General features: G+C 67.9%; 16 protein-coding genes and 1 pseudogene. 13 read left to right on the top strand and 4 right to left on the bottom strand.

What is annotated here, in order from left to right:
* Nucleotides 1-47 precede the first annotated feature (47 nt).
* Nucleotides 48-1,577, bottom strand: coding sequence for a ferredoxin--nitrite reductase (locus tag KBZ19_RS06285; protein WP_255100284.1), 1,530 nt, complete (start codon nt 1,575-1,577; stop codon nt 48-50).
* Nucleotides 1,578-1,798: 221 nt separating this feature from the next.
* On the opposite strand from KBZ19_RS06285, the gene KBZ19_RS06280 reads away from it, so the two are divergent.
* From KBZ19_RS06280 to KBZ19_RS06250, 7 genes are all read left to right on the top strand, one after another.
* Nucleotides 1,799-2,812: an anthranilate phosphoribosyltransferase gene (locus KBZ19_RS06280; protein WP_255100695.1), complete on the top strand. Its 1,014-nt coding sequence runs from the start codon at nt 1,799-1,801 to the stop codon at nt 2,810-2,812.
* Nucleotides 2,809-3,297, top strand: a complete 489-nt coding sequence (locus KBZ19_RS06275; protein WP_255100283.1) for a nitrate reductase associated protein — start codon at nt 2,809-2,811, stop codon at nt 3,295-3,297. Before KBZ19_RS06280 ends, KBZ19_RS06275 begins: the two co-directional genes overlap by 4 nt.
* Nucleotides 3,298-3,472: 175 nt before the next feature.
* On the top strand, nt 3,473-4,783 hold the full coding sequence (locus KBZ19_RS06270) for a CmpA/NrtA family ABC transporter substrate-binding protein (protein WP_255100282.1): 1,311 nt from the start codon (nt 3,473-3,475) through the stop codon (nt 4,781-4,783).
* A gap of 36 nt (nt 4,784-4,819) precedes the next feature.
* Entirely contained in the window at nt 4,820-5,665 is an 846-nt protein-coding gene (gene ntrB / locus KBZ19_RS06265) for a nitrate ABC transporter permease (protein WP_255100281.1), read from the top strand.
* 3 nt (nt 5,666-5,668) lie between these two features.
* Nucleotides 5,669-7,672, top strand: a complete 2,004-nt coding sequence (locus KBZ19_RS06260; protein ID WP_255100280.1) for a nitrate ABC transporter ATP-binding protein — start codon at nt 5,669-5,671, stop codon at nt 7,670-7,672.
* A 34-nt stretch (nt 7,673-7,706) separates the two neighbouring features.
* On the top strand, nt 7,707-8,540 hold the full coding sequence (locus tag KBZ19_RS06255) for a nitrate ABC transporter ATP-binding protein (RefSeq protein WP_255100279.1): 834 nt from the start codon (nt 7,707-7,709) through the stop codon (nt 8,538-8,540).
* Nucleotides 8,541-8,548: 8 nt separating this feature from the next.
* Nucleotides 8,549-9,139 carry a Crp/Fnr family transcriptional regulator gene (locus KBZ19_RS06250; protein WP_255100278.1) on the top strand — a complete coding sequence of 197 codons (591 nt, stop codon included), beginning with the start codon at nt 8,549-8,551 and terminating at the stop codon, nt 9,137-9,139.
* A 3-nt stretch (nt 9,140-9,142) separates the two neighbouring features.
* Here the strand turns inward: KBZ19_RS06250 and KBZ19_RS06245 are convergent, their stop codons facing one another.
* A complete protein-coding gene (locus KBZ19_RS06245) occupies nt 9,143-11,341 on the bottom strand; it encodes a molybdopterin oxidoreductase family protein (RefSeq protein ID WP_399220107.1) in 2,199 nt (732 codons plus the stop codon).
* A gap of 169 nt (nt 11,342-11,510) precedes the next feature.
* Between KBZ19_RS06245 and KBZ19_RS06240 the strand changes: the two genes are divergently transcribed.
* Nucleotides 11,511-11,705, top strand: a complete 195-nt coding sequence (locus tag KBZ19_RS06240) for a hypothetical protein (RefSeq protein WP_255100276.1) — start codon at nt 11,511-11,513, stop codon at nt 11,703-11,705.
* A gap of 191 nt (nt 11,706-11,896) precedes the next feature.
* Here the strand turns inward: KBZ19_RS06240 and KBZ19_RS06235 are convergent.
* Nucleotides 11,897-12,241 (bottom strand): annotated as a pseudogene (locus tag KBZ19_RS06235) (glycosyltransferase); the annotation flags it as partial.
* A 303-nt stretch (nt 12,242-12,544) separates the two neighbouring features.
* Nucleotides 12,545-12,700 carry a hypothetical protein gene (locus tag KBZ19_RS06230; protein WP_255100275.1) on the bottom strand — a complete coding sequence of 52 codons (156 nt, stop codon included), beginning with the start codon at nt 12,698-12,700 and terminating at the stop codon, nt 12,545-12,547.
* Nucleotides 12,701-13,112: 412 nt separating this feature from the next.
* On the opposite strand from KBZ19_RS06230, the gene KBZ19_RS06225 reads away from it, so the two are divergent.
* The 5 genes from KBZ19_RS06225 (at nt 13,113) to KBZ19_RS06205 (ending at nt 17,656) form a co-directional block, all read left to right on the top strand.
* Complete coding sequence (locus KBZ19_RS06225) at nt 13,113-14,216, top strand: META domain-containing protein (protein ID WP_255100274.1); 1,104 nt, start codon at nt 13,113-13,115, stop codon at nt 14,214-14,216.
* A 303-nt stretch (nt 14,217-14,519) separates the two neighbouring features.
* Nucleotides 14,520-15,125 (top strand): phosphate-starvation-inducible PsiE family protein, encoded by a 606-nt coding sequence (locus KBZ19_RS06220; RefSeq protein WP_094512289.1) that lies wholly within the window; start codon nt 14,520-14,522, stop codon nt 15,123-15,125.
* On the top strand, nt 15,044-15,889 hold the full coding sequence (locus KBZ19_RS06215) for an alpha/beta fold hydrolase (protein WP_315856328.1): 846 nt from the start codon (nt 15,044-15,046) through the stop codon (nt 15,887-15,889). Before KBZ19_RS06220 ends, KBZ19_RS06215 begins: the two co-directional genes overlap by 82 nt.
* On the top strand, nt 15,886-16,542 hold the full coding sequence (locus KBZ19_RS06210; RefSeq protein WP_255100271.1) for a molybdenum cofactor guanylyltransferase: 657 nt from the start codon (nt 15,886-15,888) through the stop codon (nt 16,540-16,542). The genes KBZ19_RS06215 and KBZ19_RS06210 overlap by 4 nt, the downstream gene beginning before the upstream one ends.
* Before the next feature lie 4 nt (nt 16,543-16,546).
* Entirely contained in the window at nt 16,547-17,656 is a 1,110-nt protein-coding gene (locus tag KBZ19_RS06205; protein ID WP_255100270.1) for a GTP 3',8-cyclase MoaA, read from the top strand.
* The last annotated feature ends 139 nt before the right edge of the window (nt 17,657-17,795 follow it).

The following is a 17,795-nucleotide window of genomic DNA, read 5'->3' as shown; positions in this document are numbered from 1 at the left end:
TTGGCTGTTCTAGCAATCAGGAGCCTGCGCCACCGGCCCACTGCGGGTCAGGCCGGGAGCGCCCGCGGCCGGGCGCCGAACCGCTCCACCAGAATCTGCTCCAGCGCCTCGGGCAGCTCGCTGAGCGGAATGCCCTTGTCATGCAGCTCCGCCAGCCGGGGATCGGCCGCCATCGAGCCGCCCAGGAACACCTTCACCGCTTCCACCATTTCGCCGTCCTTGCGGGCCTTGGCCCCCATCAGCCCGATCGAACCCATGTAGGGCTGGCCGCAGGCATTGGGGCAGCCGGTCCAATGGGTGCGCACGCCATGGGGCACCTCCAGGCGCCGCTCCAGTTCCTCCACCACCGCCTGGGCCGTGCTCTTGGTGGGGATCAGCGCGAAGCTGCAGTAGCGGTTACCGGTGCAGCTCACCGCTTCCGCCGCAAGCGCACCGGGATCCACGCGGAAGTGCCGCAGCAGCGGTTCGGCCAGCAGCGCCTCCAGCCGATCGCCCGGCACATCGGCGATCAGGGCGTTCTGACTTTCGCTCAGGCGCAGCCCGCCGCTGCCGTAGGTGCGGGCCAGCCGGGCCAGGTCGCCCATCCCATCAGCGTGCAGCCGACCCATCGGCACATGCAGGCCCACCCAGTGCAGACCCGGCTGCTTCTGGGCGTGCACGCCACAGATGTCCCGCGGTGCGCGGCACACCAGATGGGAGCCGTCATGGGGCACCAGGGCGGCGGCGGCAGCAGCGCCGGCCACGGCGCCGTAGCTCCCCACCACCTCCGCCCGGTAGCTGTCGAGCCCGAGCGCATCGATCAGGTACATCAGGCGGGTCTTGTTGCGGTTGCTGCGGTCGCCCTGCCGTTCGTAGTGACGCAGCACCGCGAGCGTGAAGGCCGGCAGCTGATCGGCCTGCAGCCACAACCCCAGCGGGATCGCCAGCTCGTTGCGCTGGGCTGAGAAGAAGCCGCCCACCATCACGGTGAAGCCCAGCGTGCCGTCGTGGAACGCGGGCAGAAAGGCGAGGTCGTTGTGCAGCAGGAAGGAGTCGGGGGCGCCGCCCACCGCCACGTTGAACTTGCGCGGCAGGTTGCGCGGACCGTCGGGCCCCAGCACCGCCGCCTGGATGCTGTCCACCAGCGGCCGGGTGTCGATGAACTCCTCGGGGTCGATGCCGGCCAGGGGGTTGCCGGTCACGTTGCGGGGGTTGTCGTGGCCCGACTGGCGGCTGGTCAGGCCCACCCGCTCGAGCGCCGCCATCAGCGGCGGCATGTCCTCCAGCAGCAGGCCGCGCAGCTGGATGTTCTGGCGGGTGGTGATGTCGGCGCTGCCGTGGCTGCCGCAGCGATCCACGGCCTCTGCCAGCACGTCCAGCTGGTCGGCGTGGATCACGCCGTTGGGCAGCCGCAGCCGCAGCATGAAGCGCCCGGGCGTGACCGGCCGAAAGAAGATGCCCAGCCACTTGAGATGGATGGTGAGGGTGGCCTCATCGAGGGATTCCCAGCCGGCGGCGCTCAGTTCACTCAGCCGCGGCGCCAGATCCAGACCACAGAAGCCGGCCTTGGCCTGCTCCACCTTGTTGAGCGTCGCCATGGAGGGAAGGGAAACGAGAGGGGAAACACCGATCGGGCCGCCGGCCGCATGGCGCGGGAACCCCTGCAGAGTTCGCAGCGGGCCTGCGCATGCCTAATGATCGGAATCCTCACCCTTTCAGCCGGAGCGCCGAAGTCTTGTCGCAGGTGGTACCGATTTCTGCCGTGAAGGGCGCCAGCGCCCCAGGCGCCGGCCGCCGCCCGGCGCTGGCGCCGGAGGTGATGCGCTTCCGCGAGCTGCTGGCCAAGGTGGGCAGCGGTGAGCACACCAGCACCGGCCTGACCCGCGCCGAGGCTCGCGAAGCCACCGATCTGATGCTGCTGGGGCCGGTGAGCGATGCCCAGCTGGGGGCGTTCCTGATCGCCCATCGCATTCGCCGGCCGTCGCCGCTGGAGCTGGCCGGCATGCTCGACAGCTACCGCGAGCACGGCCCGGTGCTGCGTACCCCCGGCCAGCGGCCGCTCTGCTTCGGGGTGCCGTACGACGGTCGCAGCCGCACCGCGCCGCTGCTGCCGCTGCTGGCCCTGCTGCTGGCGGCCGCCGGCCAGCCGGTGGTGCTGCACGGCGGAGCTCCGATGCCGGTGAAGTACGGCATCAGCCTCGCCGAGCTGTTCGCTGCCCTCGGCATCGACTGGCGGCGGCTCAGCCTGGCCGACCTGCAGCAGCGGCTGGAGATCCAGGGCCTGGCTCTCACCCACCAACCTTGCCATTTCCCGGCCGCCGAACGGCTGCTGCCGATCCGTGAGGACATCGGCAAGCGGCCGCCGGTGGCCAGCCTGGAGCTCCTCTGGACCCCCCACCAGGGGGAGCACCTGCTGGTGAGCGGCTTCGTTCATCCCCCCACCGAGGCCCGCGCCTGGGAGGCGTTGGCCCACGCCGGCGAAACCGATCTGCTCACGGTCAAGGGGCTGGAGGGCTCCACCGACCTGCCCACCAGCCGCGCCGGCATCACCGCCCGGGGCCGCGATGGCGTGATCACCCGCCTGCTGGTCCATCCCCGTGACCATGGCCTCTGCGGCCCCGAGGTGCCCTGGCAGAACCTGGAGCTCTGGCGCGAGCAGGCGCTGGCGGCGCTGCAGGGCGAAGGACCGCTGGCGGAGTCGCTGCTGTGGAACCTGGGGGTGTACCTCTGGCTGGCCGAGCGCTGCGACAGCCTGCCGGCGGGGCTTGAGCAGGCCCGCGCCCTGCTGGCCGCCCGCTGCGGCGAAAAGCTGCGCCAGGATCTTGCCCCATGAGCCTGCCTGCGCGCGCCAGCCACGACCGCTGCTTCGGCTTTGAGGCCGATTTCGTCGCCGATCTGCGCTGCCTGCCGATGGCGGTGCGGCGCAAGCTCGATCTGGCGGGAGTGAAGCTCAAGCTCAGCCACTGGCAGGCCCTGGGCGCAGCGGAGCGTGAGGGGCTGCTGGCCTGGCCCGATCAGCCCCTCGCGATCGAGGCCCTGCGCCAATGGCTGTTGCTACGCACGGCAGCCATGGCCGCCGGCCCGGCCCGGTCCCTGCCGCCGGCCCAGCTGGAAGCCCTGCCCAGTGCGGCCGACGGGGAGGCGCTGCCGGCGGTGCTGGCAGCGGCCTGCCGGCAGCTGGGCATGCCGCTCAGCCTGGCGCAATGGCAGGGCCTCGATGAACTGCAGCGCTTCGCCCTGGTGAAGCTCAGCCATCCGGGCCATGAGCACCGCAACCTGCCGCGGGCGCTACAGGAATTCGGGCTGTCGTGTGGCTGAACGCTGCACAGTCCGGCCATCGGTAACAACCGGCACCATCAATCGGGCCCTGGCCGTGATGACGTAGGCGTGTTGGTCAGCCTGTGCGCCAACCTTGCCGGCTCGGTGCGCTTCGTTCATGAGGCCCGTCCGGATTGCGTGAATCGCATCCAGACCTTCGTGACACCCCAGCCCCATGCCGAATCTTTCGCGCCGTAAGTTCCTCGTGACCGCCGCCGGCACCACGGCCGGCGCCCTCTGGTTGAGCGCCTGCGGCGGCAAACAGCCGGACAGTGCCTCAGTGCCGGCCGCCAGCGGCGGCGGCGGGGATGTGGAAGTGAAAGGCGCCACGCTCGGCTTCATCGCCCTCACCGATGCGGCGCCAGTGATCATTGCTCAGGAAAAGGGCTTTTTCGCCAAGCACGGCATGCCCGAGGTGAAGGTGGTCAAGCAGACCTCCTGGGCCGCCACCCGCGACAACCTGGAACTCGGCACCAAGGGCGGCGGCATTGATGGCGCCCACATCCTCACGCCGATGCCGTTGTTGCTCACGGCCGGCAAAATCACCAAGTCGAACCAGCCGCTGCCGATGGTGACGCTGGCGCGCCTGAATCTGCAGGGGCAGGGCATCTCCGCGGCCAAGGCTTTCCTGCCCGAAAAGCTCACGATCGACAACAAGGCGGGCCTGGAGGCGGCCGTGGCCGCTGCAGGCGCCAAAGGCAAGAAATTCAAGGCGGCGGTGACCTTCCCCGGAGGCACCCATGACCTCTGGATGCGCTACTGGCTGGCGGCCCATGGCATTGATCCCAACACAGCTGCCGACCTGGTGGTGATTCCGCCGCCGCAGATGGTGGCGAACATGCAGACCGGCACGATGGACACCTTCTGTGTGGGTGAGCCCTGGAATGAGCGGCTGGTGAACAAGAAGCTGGGCTACACCGTGGCCCAGACCGGTGAACTGTGGAAGCTCCATCCGGAGAAGGCCTTCTCCATGCGAGCTGATTGGGTGGAGCAGAACCCCAAGGCCACCTTGGCCCTGCTGAAGGGCGTGCTGGAAGCTCAGATGTGGTGTGATGATCCCGCTAATCTTGACGAGATGTGCACGATTCTCGCCAAAGACAAATACATCAAGGCCACGGTCAGCGACATCAAGCCCCGCCTGGCCGGCAATGTGGACTATGGCGATGGCCGGGTGGTGAAGGACAGCCCCTACAAGATGCGCTTCTGGGCCGACAGTGCCTCCTTCCCCTACAAGAGCCATGACAAGTGGTTCGTGACCGAGGACATGCGCTGGGGGTATCTACCCGCCTCTACGGATATCGATGCGCTGGTGGACAAGGTGAACCGCGCCGATCTCTGGAAGGAGGCCGCCAAGGCGATCGGCCAGGAAGCCTCCATTCCCGCCTCCGATTCCCGCGGCAAGGAAACGTTCTTTGATGGCGTGGTCTTCGATCCTGAAGATCCCAAGGCTTATCTCGACGCCCTCAAGATCAAAGCCCTGGCCTGAGCGACTGTCCCTCGCTATTGATCACCCCCACCCTTCATGACCCTCACCGCTGTGAACGGCAGGCGGCGTACTCGCCAACGCCAAAGCCAACGCCGTTCCACCCTTCTCGCCACAATCCTCCCTTACCTGCTCTGCATCGGTGGGTTCCTGATCGTCTGGCAGGTGCTCTCCGGCCTGCTGGGCGCCGATCGTCTGCCGGGGCCCATCAAGGTGGTGACAGATACCTGGGACCCTTACATCAGCCAGCCCTTTTTTGATGATGGCGGCACCAGCAAAGGGTTGGGCTGGCAGATTCTGATTTCTCTGCAACGGGTGGCTCTGGGCTATGGCCTGGCAGCCATTGTGGGCATCGCCATCGGTGGCCTGCTGGGCCTGAACCGGTTCGTGGGCAAGGGCTTCGATCCGGTGATCCAGGTGTTGCGCACGGTGCCGCCACTGGCCTGGTTCCCGATCTCCCTGATGGTGTTTCAGAACGCCGATAAGTCGGCGATCTTCGTGATCTTCATCACCTCCATCTGGCCGATCATCATCAACACGGCCGTGGGCATCCGTGAGATCCCCCAGGATTACACCAACGTGTCGCGCGTGCTGCGGCTGCGCAAGCGCGCGTACATCCGCGAGATCGTGATTCCCGCCACCGTTCCCTATGTGTTCACCGGTCTGCGCATCGCCGTGGGTCTGGCCTGGTTGGCGATCGTGGCGGCGGAGATGCTCAAGGCCGATGGCGGCATCGGCTATTTCATCTGGGATGCCTACAACGCGGGCGGTGAGTCGAGCGCCAGCCAGATTGTGCTGGCGATTGTGTATGTGGGCATCGTCGGCCTGTGCCTCGATCGGCTGGTGGCGTTTGCCGGCCGGCGTGTGAGCAGCGGAGCCTCCTGAGCCATGCCTGCCCTGCTCACCGTCGACAACGTCACCCAGGCGTTTCCGCTCAAGAACGGCGGCACCTATGTGGCCCTCAAGGACATCTTCCTGCAGATCGCGGAAGGTGAGTTCGTCACCTTGATCGGCCATTCCGGTTGCGGCAAATCCACCCTGCTGGATCTGCTGGCGGGCCTCACCCTGGCCACGGAGGGCGGCATCCTGATGAGCGGTCAGGAGGTCACCGAACCCGGCCCCGACCGGATGGTGGTGTTTCAGAACTATTCGCTGCTGCCCTGGAAAACGGTGCGCGAGAACATCGCCCTCGCCGTGGACAACGTGATGCCCAGGCTTTCCCGTGAAGAGCGGCGCGAGATCGTGGACCGCAACATCAAGCTGGTGAAGCTCACGCCTGCGGCTGATAAGTATCCCGCTGAGATCTCCGGCGGCATGAAGCAGCGGGTGGCGATCGCCCGGGCCCTGGCGATCCGCCCCAAGCTGCTGCTGCTCGATGAGCCCTTCGGTGCCCTCGATGCGCTCACGCGCGGCAACCTGCAGACGCAGCTGATGGAGATCTGCCAGGAGGCCAAGGTCACCGCCGTGATGGTCACCCACGACGTGGACGAAGCCCTGCTGCTCTCCGATCGCGTTGTGATGCTCACCAACGGCCCGGAGGCCTACATCGGCCAGATCCTCGATGTGCCGCTGGCCCGGCCCCGCTCCCAGCTCACCGCCGTCGAAGACCCCACCTACTACGGCCTGCGCGCGGAGGTGGTCACCTTCCTCAACCAGCAGCGTGATGCCCGCCAGCAGCGCCTCAAACCCAGGGGCGCTGTGGCCTCAGGAACGCTGGAGAAGGTGAATCTGGAGATCGGCTTCGTGCCACTCACCGATTGTGCCCCGCTGGTGATGGCCCTTGAGGGCGGCTTCTTCGCCAGGTATGGGCTTGATCAGGTCACGCTGCGGCGCGAAACCAACTGGAAAACCCTGGAGGCCAACCTGCGCCAGGGCGTGCTGGATGCGGCCCAGATGGTGGCGGGTCTGCCCTTCGCCATGACCCTCGGCAGCCAGGGGCGCCGCCCGGTGCCGATCACCTCAGCGCTCACGCTCTCGCGCAACGGCAATGCCATCACCCTGCACCGCCGCTTCCATGAGGCCGGCGTGCGCAGCGCGGCGGAGTTCAAGGCCTGGATCGCCGCCAACCCCGGCCACAAGCCGGTGCTGGCCATGGTGCACCCCGCCTCCATGCACAACCTGATGCTGCGGGCCTGGTTGGCGTCCGCCGGCATCGACCCCAGCAGCGACGTGGAGCTGATCGTGATCCCGCCCGCCCAGATGGTGGCCACGCTCAAGGCCGGCACGATCGATGGCTTCTGTGTGGGCGAGCCCTGGAACTCCCGCGCCGTGCAGGAGGGGCACGGCACCGTGATCGCCACCGACACCGACCTCTGGGATGGCCATGGCGAGAAGGTGCTCGGTGTGCGGGAAGACTGGGCCGCCGCCCACCCCCACACCCATCAGGCCCTGCTCTGCGCCCTGCTGGAGGCCTGCCGCCACTGCGAAGACCCGGCCAACCGCCAGGAGCTGGCCCAGCTGCTGGCCCGCCCTGAATACGTGGGCACCAGCCCCGCTGTGCTGCTGCCCGGCCTGGCCCAGGCCTACGACCGCGGCACCGGTGCGCCGGCGCTGATTCCCGGCTTCAACCGCTTCTTCGGGCCGGGCGTGAATGCTCCCGATCGCGCCGAGGCCACCTGGATCCTCACCCAGCTGGCGCGCTGGAACGTCTGCCCCTTCCCAAGCAACTGGGAGGAGGTGCTCAACCGGGTGCAGCGCCCGGATCTGTTCGGAAAGGCGGCCGCCGCCCTGGGCCTGCCCGCCGAGCCGCCCCAGCCCACCCCGGTGGGTTTCTTCGGCGCCGAGCAGCTCGATCCCGCCGACCCCGCCGCCTACGTGCAGGGGCTGAAGCAGCAGCGCCCGCTGCGCATCGAGGCTGTGGTGCTGCCAACGGCGCCGGCCGCCGCCTCCTGACCCCGCCCCGCCATCCGACCCTGCCCGCTCCCCCATGCAGACCCTCAGCTCAACGGCGGCCAGCGCCAGCCGTGCCACCGGCGCCTATCTGGAGATTGACGGGGTCACCAAGGTGTATCCCAGCGCCCGGGGGCCCCACACCGTGCTGGATGGGGTGCATCTGTCCGTGGCGGAGGGGGAGTTCGTGTGCCTGATCGGCCATTCCGGCTGTGGCAAATCCACCCTGCTCGACATGGTGTCGGGATTCCGCCAGCCCACCACCGGCGAGGTGCGGTTGAACGGGGAGCGCATCGTTGATCCCGGTCCCGACCGCATGGTGGTGTTCCAGAACTATTCGTTGCTGCCCTGGTTGAGCGCCTACGACAACATCGCCCTGGCGGTGAACAATGTGTTCCCCGAACTGCAGCGCAACGGCCAGGCCAAGGCGATCGTGGAGGAGCATCTGGCGCTGGTGGGCCTCAGCGAAGCGGCCCACAAGAAGCCGGGAAGCCTGTCGGGGGGGATGAAGCAGCGGGTGTCGATCGCCCGCGCCCTGGCGCTCAAACCGAAGGTGCTGCTGCTTGATGAACCGTTCGGAGCGCTGGATCCGATCACGCGCGAGGAACTGCAGGAGGAGCTGCTCAAGATCTGGGCCGATCACCGCGTGACGGTGCTGATGATCACCCACGACATCGATGAAGCCCTGTTCCTGGCCGACCGGGTGGTGATGATGACCAACGGCCCCGCCGCCACGATCGGTGAGGTGCTTGAGCTGCCGTTCGCCCGCCCGCGTGTGCGGGCCCGCCTGCTGGAGCAGCCCGAATACTTCGACCTGCGCAACCGCGCCCTCGATTTCCTTTACCGCCGTTACGCCCACGACGACACGTGAGGGCCGCCTTGCCACTTCATCAGTCCTTCCGTCAGCTGACGATGGCGGTGGGCCAGACCCTGCTACTGGATGGGGGCCATGCCGCCGCAGCCTCGCCCATTCGCGTCCACTCCGGCATCCTGCGGGTGTTTTTGCTGGCCTCCTCGGGCCAGGACATCACGATCGGCTTTCTTCAACCGGGTGAAGTCTGCGATGCCCTGGCCCTGCGCCGCGATTGGGTGGGCCTTGAAGCTCTCTCCGTGGTGCAGATCGAACGGGTGGAGCGCACCGAAATGCTGAGCGTTCGCACGGACCTCAACACCTGGGCCCTGGAGTTGCTGATGATCCGCCACCACCACGACACCGAACAGCGATTGAAGGCGCTGCTGGCCTTACTGGTGGAGCGCCTGGGACGCCGCAATGGTCTCTGGTACGAGTTGCCGCTGCGGATCACCCATGAGCGCCTGGCCGAGCTGATCGGGAACACCCGCGTCACCGTCACCAAGATGCTTACCCGCTTGCGTCAGTCGGGCCTGGTGGATGGCCATCTCACTGGCAGGGGCTCAGCTCTTCTGCGCCTCTCGCCCGAGCTGGTGGAGGCGATGCTGCCGATCAGCTGAATCTCAGCCGGCGATCTCCGCCCGCTCCACCCGCACCGCCGCTGCCTTGAGCTCCGGCTGCTTTGAGATCGGGCAGCCGAGGGCATGCATCAGCCGGTTGGCCTCACACGCCTGCTCCTGGGCGGCACCCCAGTGCATCGGCAGAAACACCGTGCCCGGGCGAATTCGATCGGTGATCTGCACCTTCACGGTCAGCTCGCCGCGACGAGAGCTCACCCGTGCGAGGGCGCCCTCATCGAGGTTGCAGCAGCTGGCATCTGCTGGGTGGATCTCCAGCAGGGGCTCTGGATGGCTGCGGCATACCCGCTCCACATGGGCGGTGCGGGTCATGGTGTGCCAATGGCCGAGGTACCGCCCCACCGTGAGCACCAGGGGGAAGCCGTCATCCGGCGGTTCCGCCAGCCCCAGCGGTTGCTGGGCCAGCAGGCGGGCCTTGCCGTTAGCGGTGGGGTAGACGCCCTCGGTGTGCAGCCGTGGCTGGCCGCCCCCCGCCGCTGTGCCAGCCGGGAACGGCCATTGCTGGGGCCCGTGCTCGGCCAGCAGGGCGTGGCTCAGGCCGCTGTGATCGCAGAGCCTCCCGGCGGTGATCGACGCGAACTCGGCGTAGACCTCGGCCGCGGAGCCGTAGGCGAACTGCTTGGAAAACCCCAGCCGGCGGCCCAGCTCCGCGAAGATCGCCCAGTCGGGGCGGGCCTCGCCGGGGGCCTGCCGGAAGGCATGCGACAAGGTGACCCGGCGCTCCGAGTTGGTCATCACGCCCTCTTTTTCGCTCCACTGGGCAGCCGGCAGCACCAGATGGGCCATCGCTTCGGTTTCGGTGCCCGCGTAGGCCTCGCTCAGCACCACCAGGGGGCATTGGGCCACGGCCTGACGCACCCGATCCAGCGACGGCAGGCTCACCAGCGGGTTGGTGGCTGCCACCCACCACAGGCCCAGTTCGCCGCGCTCCATCGCTTCGATCTGCTCCCACACCGAGAGCCCATCGCGCGCTGAGATCGCGCCGGGGGGAAAGCCCCAGTGCTGCTCGATCGCGGCCCGGTGGCTGGCCTCGTGGATCGAGCGGTAGCCGGGCAGCAGCGCAGCCAGGCCTCCGGCTTCCCGCCCGCCCATGGCATTGGGCTGGCCGGTGAGGGAGAACGGGCCGGCTCCGGGCTTGCCGATCTGGCCCGTGACCAGATGCAGGTTGATGATCCCCGCCACTGTGGCGGTGCCCTCCACGCTCTGATTCACCCCCATCGACCAGAGGCTGAGCACGCCGGAGCTGGCGGCCCAGAGTGCCGCCAGGCGCCGCAGCGCCTCCTCCTCGATGCCGCAGAGGGCGCAAACCCGCTCCGGCGTCCAGCCCGCCCAGAGGGCCGCCAGCTCAGCGAATCCATCCGCGCAGGCCGCCACCCGCTCCGGATCCACCGCCCCCAGCTGCAGCAACAGATGACCCACGCCATGCAGCAGGACCAGATCCGTGCCCGGACGAATGGCCAGATGCAGGTCGGCCGCTGCGCTGGTGGCGGTGGCCCTGGGGTCGACCACGATGATCTGCAGCGCCTCCTTCTGGTGCCGCTTGCGCTTGAGCAGCCGCTGAAAGAGCACCGGGTGGCAGTCGGCGGTGTTGGTGCCGATCAGCAGCACCGTGCCTGCTAGGTCGAGGTCGTCGTAGCAGCAGGGGGGGCCATCGGAGCCCAGGCTGAGCTTGTAGCCCGACACGGCCGAGCTCATGCACAGCCGCGAATTGGCATCGAAATTGTTGGTGCCGAGGGCCCCTTTGATCAGCTTGTTGGCGACGTAATAGTCCTCGGTGAGAAACTGGCCCGAGCCATACATCGCGATCGCGCCCGATCCACGCTCCGCCTGAATCACCTGGATCCGCTCCACCAGGATCGTGAAGGCCCGCTCCCAGCTGATCGCCTCAAAGGGTTGGTCGCGCTGCTCGCGCCACAACGGTGTGCTCAGGCGGTTGCGATCGAGGGTCTCGGCCACCGTGGCTCCCTTCACGCACACCTGGCCGAGGGAGGAAGGGTGCAGCCGGTCTCCGCGCACCGTCCAGGAATCAGCGCTGTAGGCAGTGGCGTCAAGAGCCGCCGCCGCCGGCTTGAGCTCCAGCCCACAACCCACCCCACAGTAGGGGCATTGGGCACGGGCAGAAGACAGCACGGAAGAAGGTTCGAACACCACAGCGACGGCCAACGGCTCCGTCGGAGCGCTCACCAATCGTGCCGGATGATCCTAACCAAGCCGTGCGATCACCAGGTGCCGGTGTCGGCGGAGTGGACGCCGAGAGGGTGTGGGTATGCAAGGTAAGAGGATGCTCCGCCTGATCACCTTGCGCCTGGACCATGGCGCTGTGGATTCCGTCAGAGGGTCAAGCCCACGCGCGATGCAGCAGCCCCTGCGCATGGCCGGCAGGCCAGCGAAAGAAGCCAGCCCTGCGGCGATAGCGGTGATCACTATCAAAGGTGTGGCTGCTGAGCAGCTGGTGACGGCAGCCACCAGGAGAGCCCATCAACGCGCAAGCTGCATCAGGGAGTGCCTCAGCATGGAAACCATGCGCAATTCATTCCACTTTCTCTGACCTTCTATAGGCTCGCTGTTTGGTGGCCAGCTGGCGATTGCCGGTTTGATTCGCAGCCTCTGATCGAGCAGAGTGCGACCATTCATGCGGTCATGGCTGCAGCTCACTAGCTGAATACATCAGTCTGTGCAGTTTGCCCCGCGCCATTTCCAGGGTGGGAATCGAGCGAGCTAGCCGTTGATCGGTGGCTGCTATTCCAAGTGGCTTGACGGGGCGCTGGCCGGCGAAAGCGGTTCGATCCAATAGTGAAACCATCGATCTTGAAAACTTCCTGCATCATCTGCATGCCATGATTTGCTCTTGCCCATGAAATGAATAATCCCATCGAAAAAGCTGGCATCGGCTATGCCTTTCGATGTGTTCCACTTCGGATCGAGCGTCAGCCAATCGCCTGCCAAGGCCATAGTCAGAGCATTCTGGTCCATTGGGTCAAGCACGTCTTGGTTGTCTTGAGCAATGTTTAGAGCATTGACCTGGATCTGGCGAAGTCGCCAGGCGTCCAAGTTCATCACGATGACTCCTGAATGAAGGTAGTGGAGAGGATCTTTCTTCTTTAGGTTTCAGCGGAGGCGTTGCTACTGTTCTGGGCTTGCGATGCCGCCGTCAGTAGCACAAGCGCTGTATTTACCTTCTAGATCCAGGATCTGCAAGTCGTTCAAGTCTGAGCAAGCGATCAAATCCGTATCCAGGTTAATGCAGCGGGGCACCCCGGCCAAGAGCCCGGAAATAAAGCAACGGGCATGGGTAGAGTTGCTCTTGACGGGTAGAGTGGTTCGAAAGTCATGGACTTTCACAAGATCAAAATCAATGAACTTGATGGTGCCTCAGTTCGAAGGTTGTCAAGAAGCGCAGAGTTGCTGCTTGTCTGCTGAAGATAAATCGACGCTGATGGCATAGATGTTGAGGGTTGTGCTGCAGGCTTCCAAGGCTGAGCGCACGGTGACCGCTGCTCCCCAGAGATCGTTGGCCGTTGCCGCAATGACAATCGTGGCCATTGCGCCTCCCATTGCACCTCAGGGCACCGCATGATGAAAACGTAGCTCGCCCTCTTGATTCAGCTCGTTACCATCGCGAACTGGCCACACGGTCTTGCATGGCTCCTGGCATTCCTTCGCGGTGCCCTGATTTCATGTGGCAGGCGTTCCAGGCAATCATCGTGTCGTGATCTGAACGCTGTTCGGCTGCCTTTGTGTTTCTGAGGCGGTGGGCCATGCGTTCGGGCGGGCGCTCAGGTGTCGGTAGCCATGGTCTGGCTGTGGGGCAGCCGCCTGTACGTTCAAAGTCGTCACCTTGAACGCGCCAACCGTGCCGATGCCGATGCCGCACCGCGCTTTGCGGTGGCGTGTTGCCCGCGCCACTGAAGAGGCTCGCCGGTCACGGGGCCTTTTGCCCGGAATGGGGCGCGGGATGGTGGTCGTCCTGGTGGCTGTGATCACGGCACCGGCGCTGGCCGCGTCCACCGGTGCCGGCGCCTTGATCAGCCAGCGGCCCCCCACCGACAGCAGCACGCGGCGGCCTTCATCACCGGCCTCGCTCGGACCTCTCCCCGCCAGTTGGCAGGGGGTTCTTCCCGGCGCGGGCGGCCCGGTCCGCTGGCACCTCGATCTGGCTGCCGATGGCACGTATCAACTGCGGCAGACGTTGCTGAGCCGGCCGAAGCCCCAGGCGTTTGATGCCATCGGCCGCTGGCGGCTGGAGCCCGGCACGGGGCGGTTGGAGCTCAGCCGTGGCTGCGAGCCCCCGCTGCTCCTGCAGCTGCTTGCCGCCGGGGCGGCGCTGCGCCAGCTCGACCCCCAGGTGGGTGCGGCCTCTGCCAACGCCAACGACCGGCTGACGCGCCTGCCCCAAGCCGCGCCCATCGACCCGCGCCTGCAGCTCACGGGTCTGTTCTCCTACATGGCCGATGCGGCCAGCATCCGCCTGTGCGCCACCGGCCAGCGCTTGCCCGTGGCGATGGAGGCCGGCTACCTGGCCCTGGAGCGTGCCTACCTGGCGGCCCGCCCGGCAGACCGACCGGGCCAGCCGCTGCTGGTGAGCCTGGAGGGACTGATCACCCAGCGGCCGTCGATGGAGCAGGGCCAGCCGCCACGCCGCACCCTGGTGGTGGAGAGCTTCTCGGCCCTCACCCCCGGCCGGGGTTGCCTCAGGGAGGCGCCCCCGCTGCGGGGCACCACCTGGCGGCTGGAGGGCCTTGGCGGCCAGAAGCTGGCTACGCCGCCTGGCGCTCAGCCGATCGAGCTGCAGCTCTCGGCCGAGCGCCTGCAGCTGGCCGGCAGTGGCGGTTGCAATCGCCTGATGGGCGGTTTCAGCCTGGAGGGGACAGCGATCCGCTTCCCCCAGCTGGCGAGCACGCGCATGGGCTGCAGCCCGCCGGTGATGGAGCTTGAGCAGCGCTACAGCGATGCCCTGGAGCGGGTGCGCCGCTGGCGCATCGATCAGCGCCATCTGCTGCTGCAGGACGCCAGCGGAACAACCTTGCTGCGCTTCCGCCCGGCTCCGCAGGAGGGGTGATCAGGGGCAGGAGTGACGGTCAAGCGGGGGAATCAGGCGGAGGGGCGATAGGCGAAAGGACAATCGGGGGCTGGTCGGATCTGGCGGGGGTGTTCAGCTCAGGCCGCTCAGAACAGTGCGATCAGAGCCTCGCGCCCCGATCCACGAGCAAGACCTCTCAAGCTGTCCCCCGATCAATGACCCCCCAGTCAGTGGAGCCCCAAGTGAATGACGCCCCAATCAATGCAATAAGGTCTGCCTATCTATAGGCAATTGACCGATAAGTTGGCGCCCCATAGGCTGCGATCCATTCGGTCAAGGTTCATGCAGGACACGCTCGCCAGCCCAACAAGCCCGACAAGCCCAATCACCGAGCAAGGCCGCGGTTCGCCCGACAGCACCCCACCTGCGGCCCCACCCCCGGCCACCCCTGCAGCCGCCACGATCACTGCCACCGGCAGCGTTCCCTGGCATCAGCTGTTCCGGCGCGTGCAGATCGTGCAGACCCTGGAGGCGGTGCAGGACCTGATTGCGGTGGCGCTGTGTGTGGGCCTGTTCTGGGTGATGGTGCTGCAGATGCGGGAGATCTACTCCACGCTGATGACCACGCCGCGCTTTCACGCCATCACAGCCGACATCCTGTTCATCCTCATCCTGGTGGAGTTGTTCCGGCTGCTGATCATCTATCTGCAGGAGCAGCGTGTGTCGATCGGGGTGTCGGTGGAGATCGCGATCGTGTCGGTGTTGCGAGAGGTGATCGTGAAGGGCGTGCTCGAAACCGACTGGCACCAGATCCTGGCCGTGTGTCTGTTCCTGATCACCATGGCGGTGCTGATGGTGGTGCGCGTGTGGCTGCCGCCCACCTTTGCCGGGGTGAATCCAGAAGCGCGGATGTCGGCGCGGGTCAGACTGGACCATCACTCCCCCTGAGCGTCTCCCTGGCCCCCCTCGGTGTGCTGTTGCTGCATGGATTCGCGGGGAGCCTGGATTCCGTGCGCGTGCTCGTGGCCCCGCTGAAAGCGCTCGGTGTACCCCTGGCTCTGCCCACCCTGCCGGGCCATGGCGGTGCCAGCCCCGAGGCGCTGCGGGGCGTGACCTGGCCCGCTTGGATGGCGGCAGCCAACGCTGCCATGGAGGAGCTGTGCACCCGGGCCGAGCGGGTGATCGTGGTGGGCAACAGCATGGGCGGGCTGATCGCCCTGCAGCTCGCCGCCGACCACCCGACCCTGATCGACAGCGTGGTGCTGGCTTCGGCGCCGATCCAGCTCGCGTCCCCGCTGGCCCCCGGTGGGGCCCTGGCCCCGCTCACGCCCCTGATCCTGGCTGTGCTGCCGCGCTGGCCGCTGCGCAAGCGCTACGCCGATCCGGCCCTGGCCGCCGGCGACACCAGCTACGTGTGGGCGCCGATCGGGGCGATCGCCACCTTGCTCGATTTCATCCGCCACACCCGCACCCGCCTCACGGCGGTGCGGGCCCCGGTGCTGATCCTGCAGGGCCGCCGCGACCCGGTGGTGGCGCCGGCGTCGGTGGCGATCCTGCTGCAGGAACTGGGCAGCCCGGCTGAGCAACGGCAGGTGGTGTGGTTCGAGCGCAGCCTGCACGAGCTGTTCCGTGATGGCGAGCGGGAGGCCGCCGCCGCCTGCGTGGCAGGCTTCGTGCAGCAGCGACTGGCCCTGGTGCCCCCCCCTGCATGAGCACAGCACCGCTGCGCTGCTGTCTGCTGAGCGGGGGGGGCAGCCGGCGCATGGGCACTGACAAGGCGCTGCTGCCCCATCCCGAGGGCGGCACCTGGCTGGAGCGCAGCCTGCGGCTGCTGCTGAGCCTGGAGCGGCCCGTCTGCCTGCTCAGCCGCCACCGCGCCCATCGCCTGCTGGCCCCGGCGCCGGTGGAGGTGATCGATGAGCCGCCCCCCTGGGAGGGGCCGCTCACAGCTCTCGCCCGCCTGATGGACCGCTACCCCGGCGACCGCCTGCTGCTCTGCCCGGTGGACATGCCCTGGCTCGATCGGCCCACCCTGGAGGCCCTGATCGCGGCCGGCACGGGGACAGGTGGCACGGAGGCAGCTGGCACGGGGGCAGGCGGGGCGGCCGTTCCCGCCGGCACCCTGCTCACCGCCCATGACGGCCGCCGGGATCAGCCCTTGCTGGGGATCTATCCGGCCACGGCGGCCAACCGTGCCGCCCTGCGGCTGTATCTGGCGGCCGGTGACCGGCGCCTGCTGGGCTGGCTGCAGCGGCGTGGGCACCGGCCCGTGCTGCTGCCGGCGGCGGCGTTGCGGAACTGCAACCGACCGGCGGCCTGGCCCGGCCCCTGGCTCGTCAGTTCCCAGAGCATTCCGCCAGGGTGAGCCGATGACCGGGCCCTCCTCGCCGTTGCCGCCTGCCTCAGCGGGCGCCCCACCCCTGCGCGACCGGCTGGGCCGCCCCCCCGGGGTGCTGCGCCTCTCGCTCACGGCCCGCTGCAACCTGGCCTGCCCCTACTGCTGCCCGGACGCCCAGGATCCGCCGGAGCTGCTCACCCTCGAAGAGCGGGTGCTGCTGGTGCGCGAGGCGGCGGCGCTCGGCTTCCGCACCCTGCGGCTCACCGGCGGCGAGCCGCTGCTGCACCCCGGCGTGGAAGCCCTGGTGGCGGCGCTGCGGCCGTTGCGAGAGGCGGCGGGCGCAACGCGGCTCGAGGCGATCGCTCTCACCACCAACGGTCTGCTGCTCACGGCGGAGCGGGCCCAGCGGCTGCGGCAGGCCGGCCTTGACCGGCTCACGGTGAGCCTGGATGGCACCGACGGCGCCAGCGTGGCCCGCATGGGCGGGCTGCGGGGCGGCGCGGCGGCCGGCGATCGGGCCCTGGCCACGATCCTGGCGGCCCTCGATCACGCCCGGGCGGCGGGCTTCGATCCGGCGGCGGGGGCGCTGAAGCTCAATGCCGTGATCACCCGCGGCCGCAACGACGACCAGCTGCTGCCCCTGGCGGCCCTGGCGCGGCAGCGCGGCATCGAGCTGCGGCTGATCGAATACATGGATGTGGGCAACCGCAACGGCTGGGCGCCCGAGCAGGTGCTGCCGGCCCAGGAGATGGTGCAGCGGATCGGCGAACGCTGGCCCCTGGAGCCGGTGGGCCGCAGCGCCCATGGCACCGCTGCCCGCTGGCGCTACCGCGATGGCGGTGGCAGCGGCGGCCCGGGTGGCAGCCACCTGGCGGTGGTGGCCTCGATCTCGGCGCCGTTCTGCGGCGACTGCAACCGCCTGCGTGTCACCGCCGACGGGGTGGCCTACAGCTGCCTGTTCGCCGCCACTGGCCTCGATCTCAAGCCCTGGCTGCGGCCCGGCCCGGATCCGGCCGGCCTGGGCGCCGCACTCAGCGGCCAGTGGCGGGCGCGCCGCGACCGCTACAGCGAGGAGCGTCAGGAGCAGACGCTGGAGGCCGCGCAGCGCCCCCATGCCGAAATGGCCTATCTGGGGGGGTGAGCGCCCTGTCGAGGGCGCAGGGATTGCGGAGCTTGAAGCTGGTGCTGCTCCAGCGGTTGAGCGTCACATCGACCACAAGCAGCTTGCGGTTCTGGCGCTTGTTCAGCTCGCTCATCACGATGGCCATGCCGGTCTCTGC

The sequence above is a fragment of the Synechococcus sp. L2F genome, from assembly GCF_024345695.1.
Taxonomy (GTDB): Bacteria; Cyanobacteriota; Cyanobacteriia; order PCC-6307; family Cyanobiaceae; genus MW101C3.
The sequence above is the reverse complement of the archived record's forward strand: the minus strand, read 5'-3'. Positions and strand labels throughout refer to the sequence as shown.

Excerpts from the sequence above, each read along its gene's own strand:
- KBZ19_RS06285 (WP_255100284.1), bottom strand. The coding sequence starts at position 1,577 with ATGGCGACGCTCAACAAGGTGGAGCAGGCCAAGGCCGGCTTCTGTGGT.
- KBZ19_RS06280 (WP_255100695.1), top strand. The coding sequence starts at position 1,799 with ATGCGCTTCCGCGAGCTGCTGGCCAAGGTGGGCAGCGGTGAGCACACC.
- KBZ19_RS06275 (WP_255100283.1), top strand. The coding sequence starts at position 2,809 with ATGAGCCTGCCTGCGCGCGCCAGCCACGACCGCTGCTTCGGCTTTGAG.
- KBZ19_RS06270 (WP_255100282.1), top strand. The coding sequence starts at position 3,473 with ATGCCGAATCTTTCGCGCCGTAAGTTCCTCGTGACCGCCGCCGGCACC.
- ntrB (WP_255100281.1), top strand. The coding sequence starts at position 4,820 with ATGACCCTCACCGCTGTGAACGGCAGGCGGCGTACTCGCCAACGCCAA.
- KBZ19_RS06260 (WP_255100280.1), top strand. The coding sequence starts at position 5,669 with ATGCCTGCCCTGCTCACCGTCGACAACGTCACCCAGGCGTTTCCGCTC.
- KBZ19_RS06255 (WP_255100279.1), top strand. The coding sequence starts at position 7,707 with ATGCAGACCCTCAGCTCAACGGCGGCCAGCGCCAGCCGTGCCACCGGC.
- KBZ19_RS06240 (WP_255100276.1), top strand. The coding sequence starts at position 11,511 with ATGCAGCAGCCCCTGCGCATGGCCGGCAGGCCAGCGAAAGAAGCCAGC.
- KBZ19_RS06230 (WP_255100275.1), bottom strand. The coding sequence starts at position 12,700 with ATGGCCACGATTGTCATTGCGGCAACGGCCAACGATCTCTGGGGAGCA.
- KBZ19_RS06225 (WP_255100274.1), top strand. The coding sequence starts at position 13,113 with ATGGTGGTCGTCCTGGTGGCTGTGATCACGGCACCGGCGCTGGCCGCG.
- KBZ19_RS06220 (WP_094512289.1), top strand. The coding sequence starts at position 14,520 with ATGCAGGACACGCTCGCCAGCCCAACAAGCCCGACAAGCCCAATCACC.
- KBZ19_RS06210 (WP_255100271.1), top strand. The coding sequence starts at position 15,886 with ATGAGCACAGCACCGCTGCGCTGCTGTCTGCTGAGCGGGGGGGGCAGC.
- KBZ19_RS06205 (WP_255100270.1), top strand. The coding sequence starts at position 16,547 with ATGACCGGGCCCTCCTCGCCGTTGCCGCCTGCCTCAGCGGGCGCCCCA.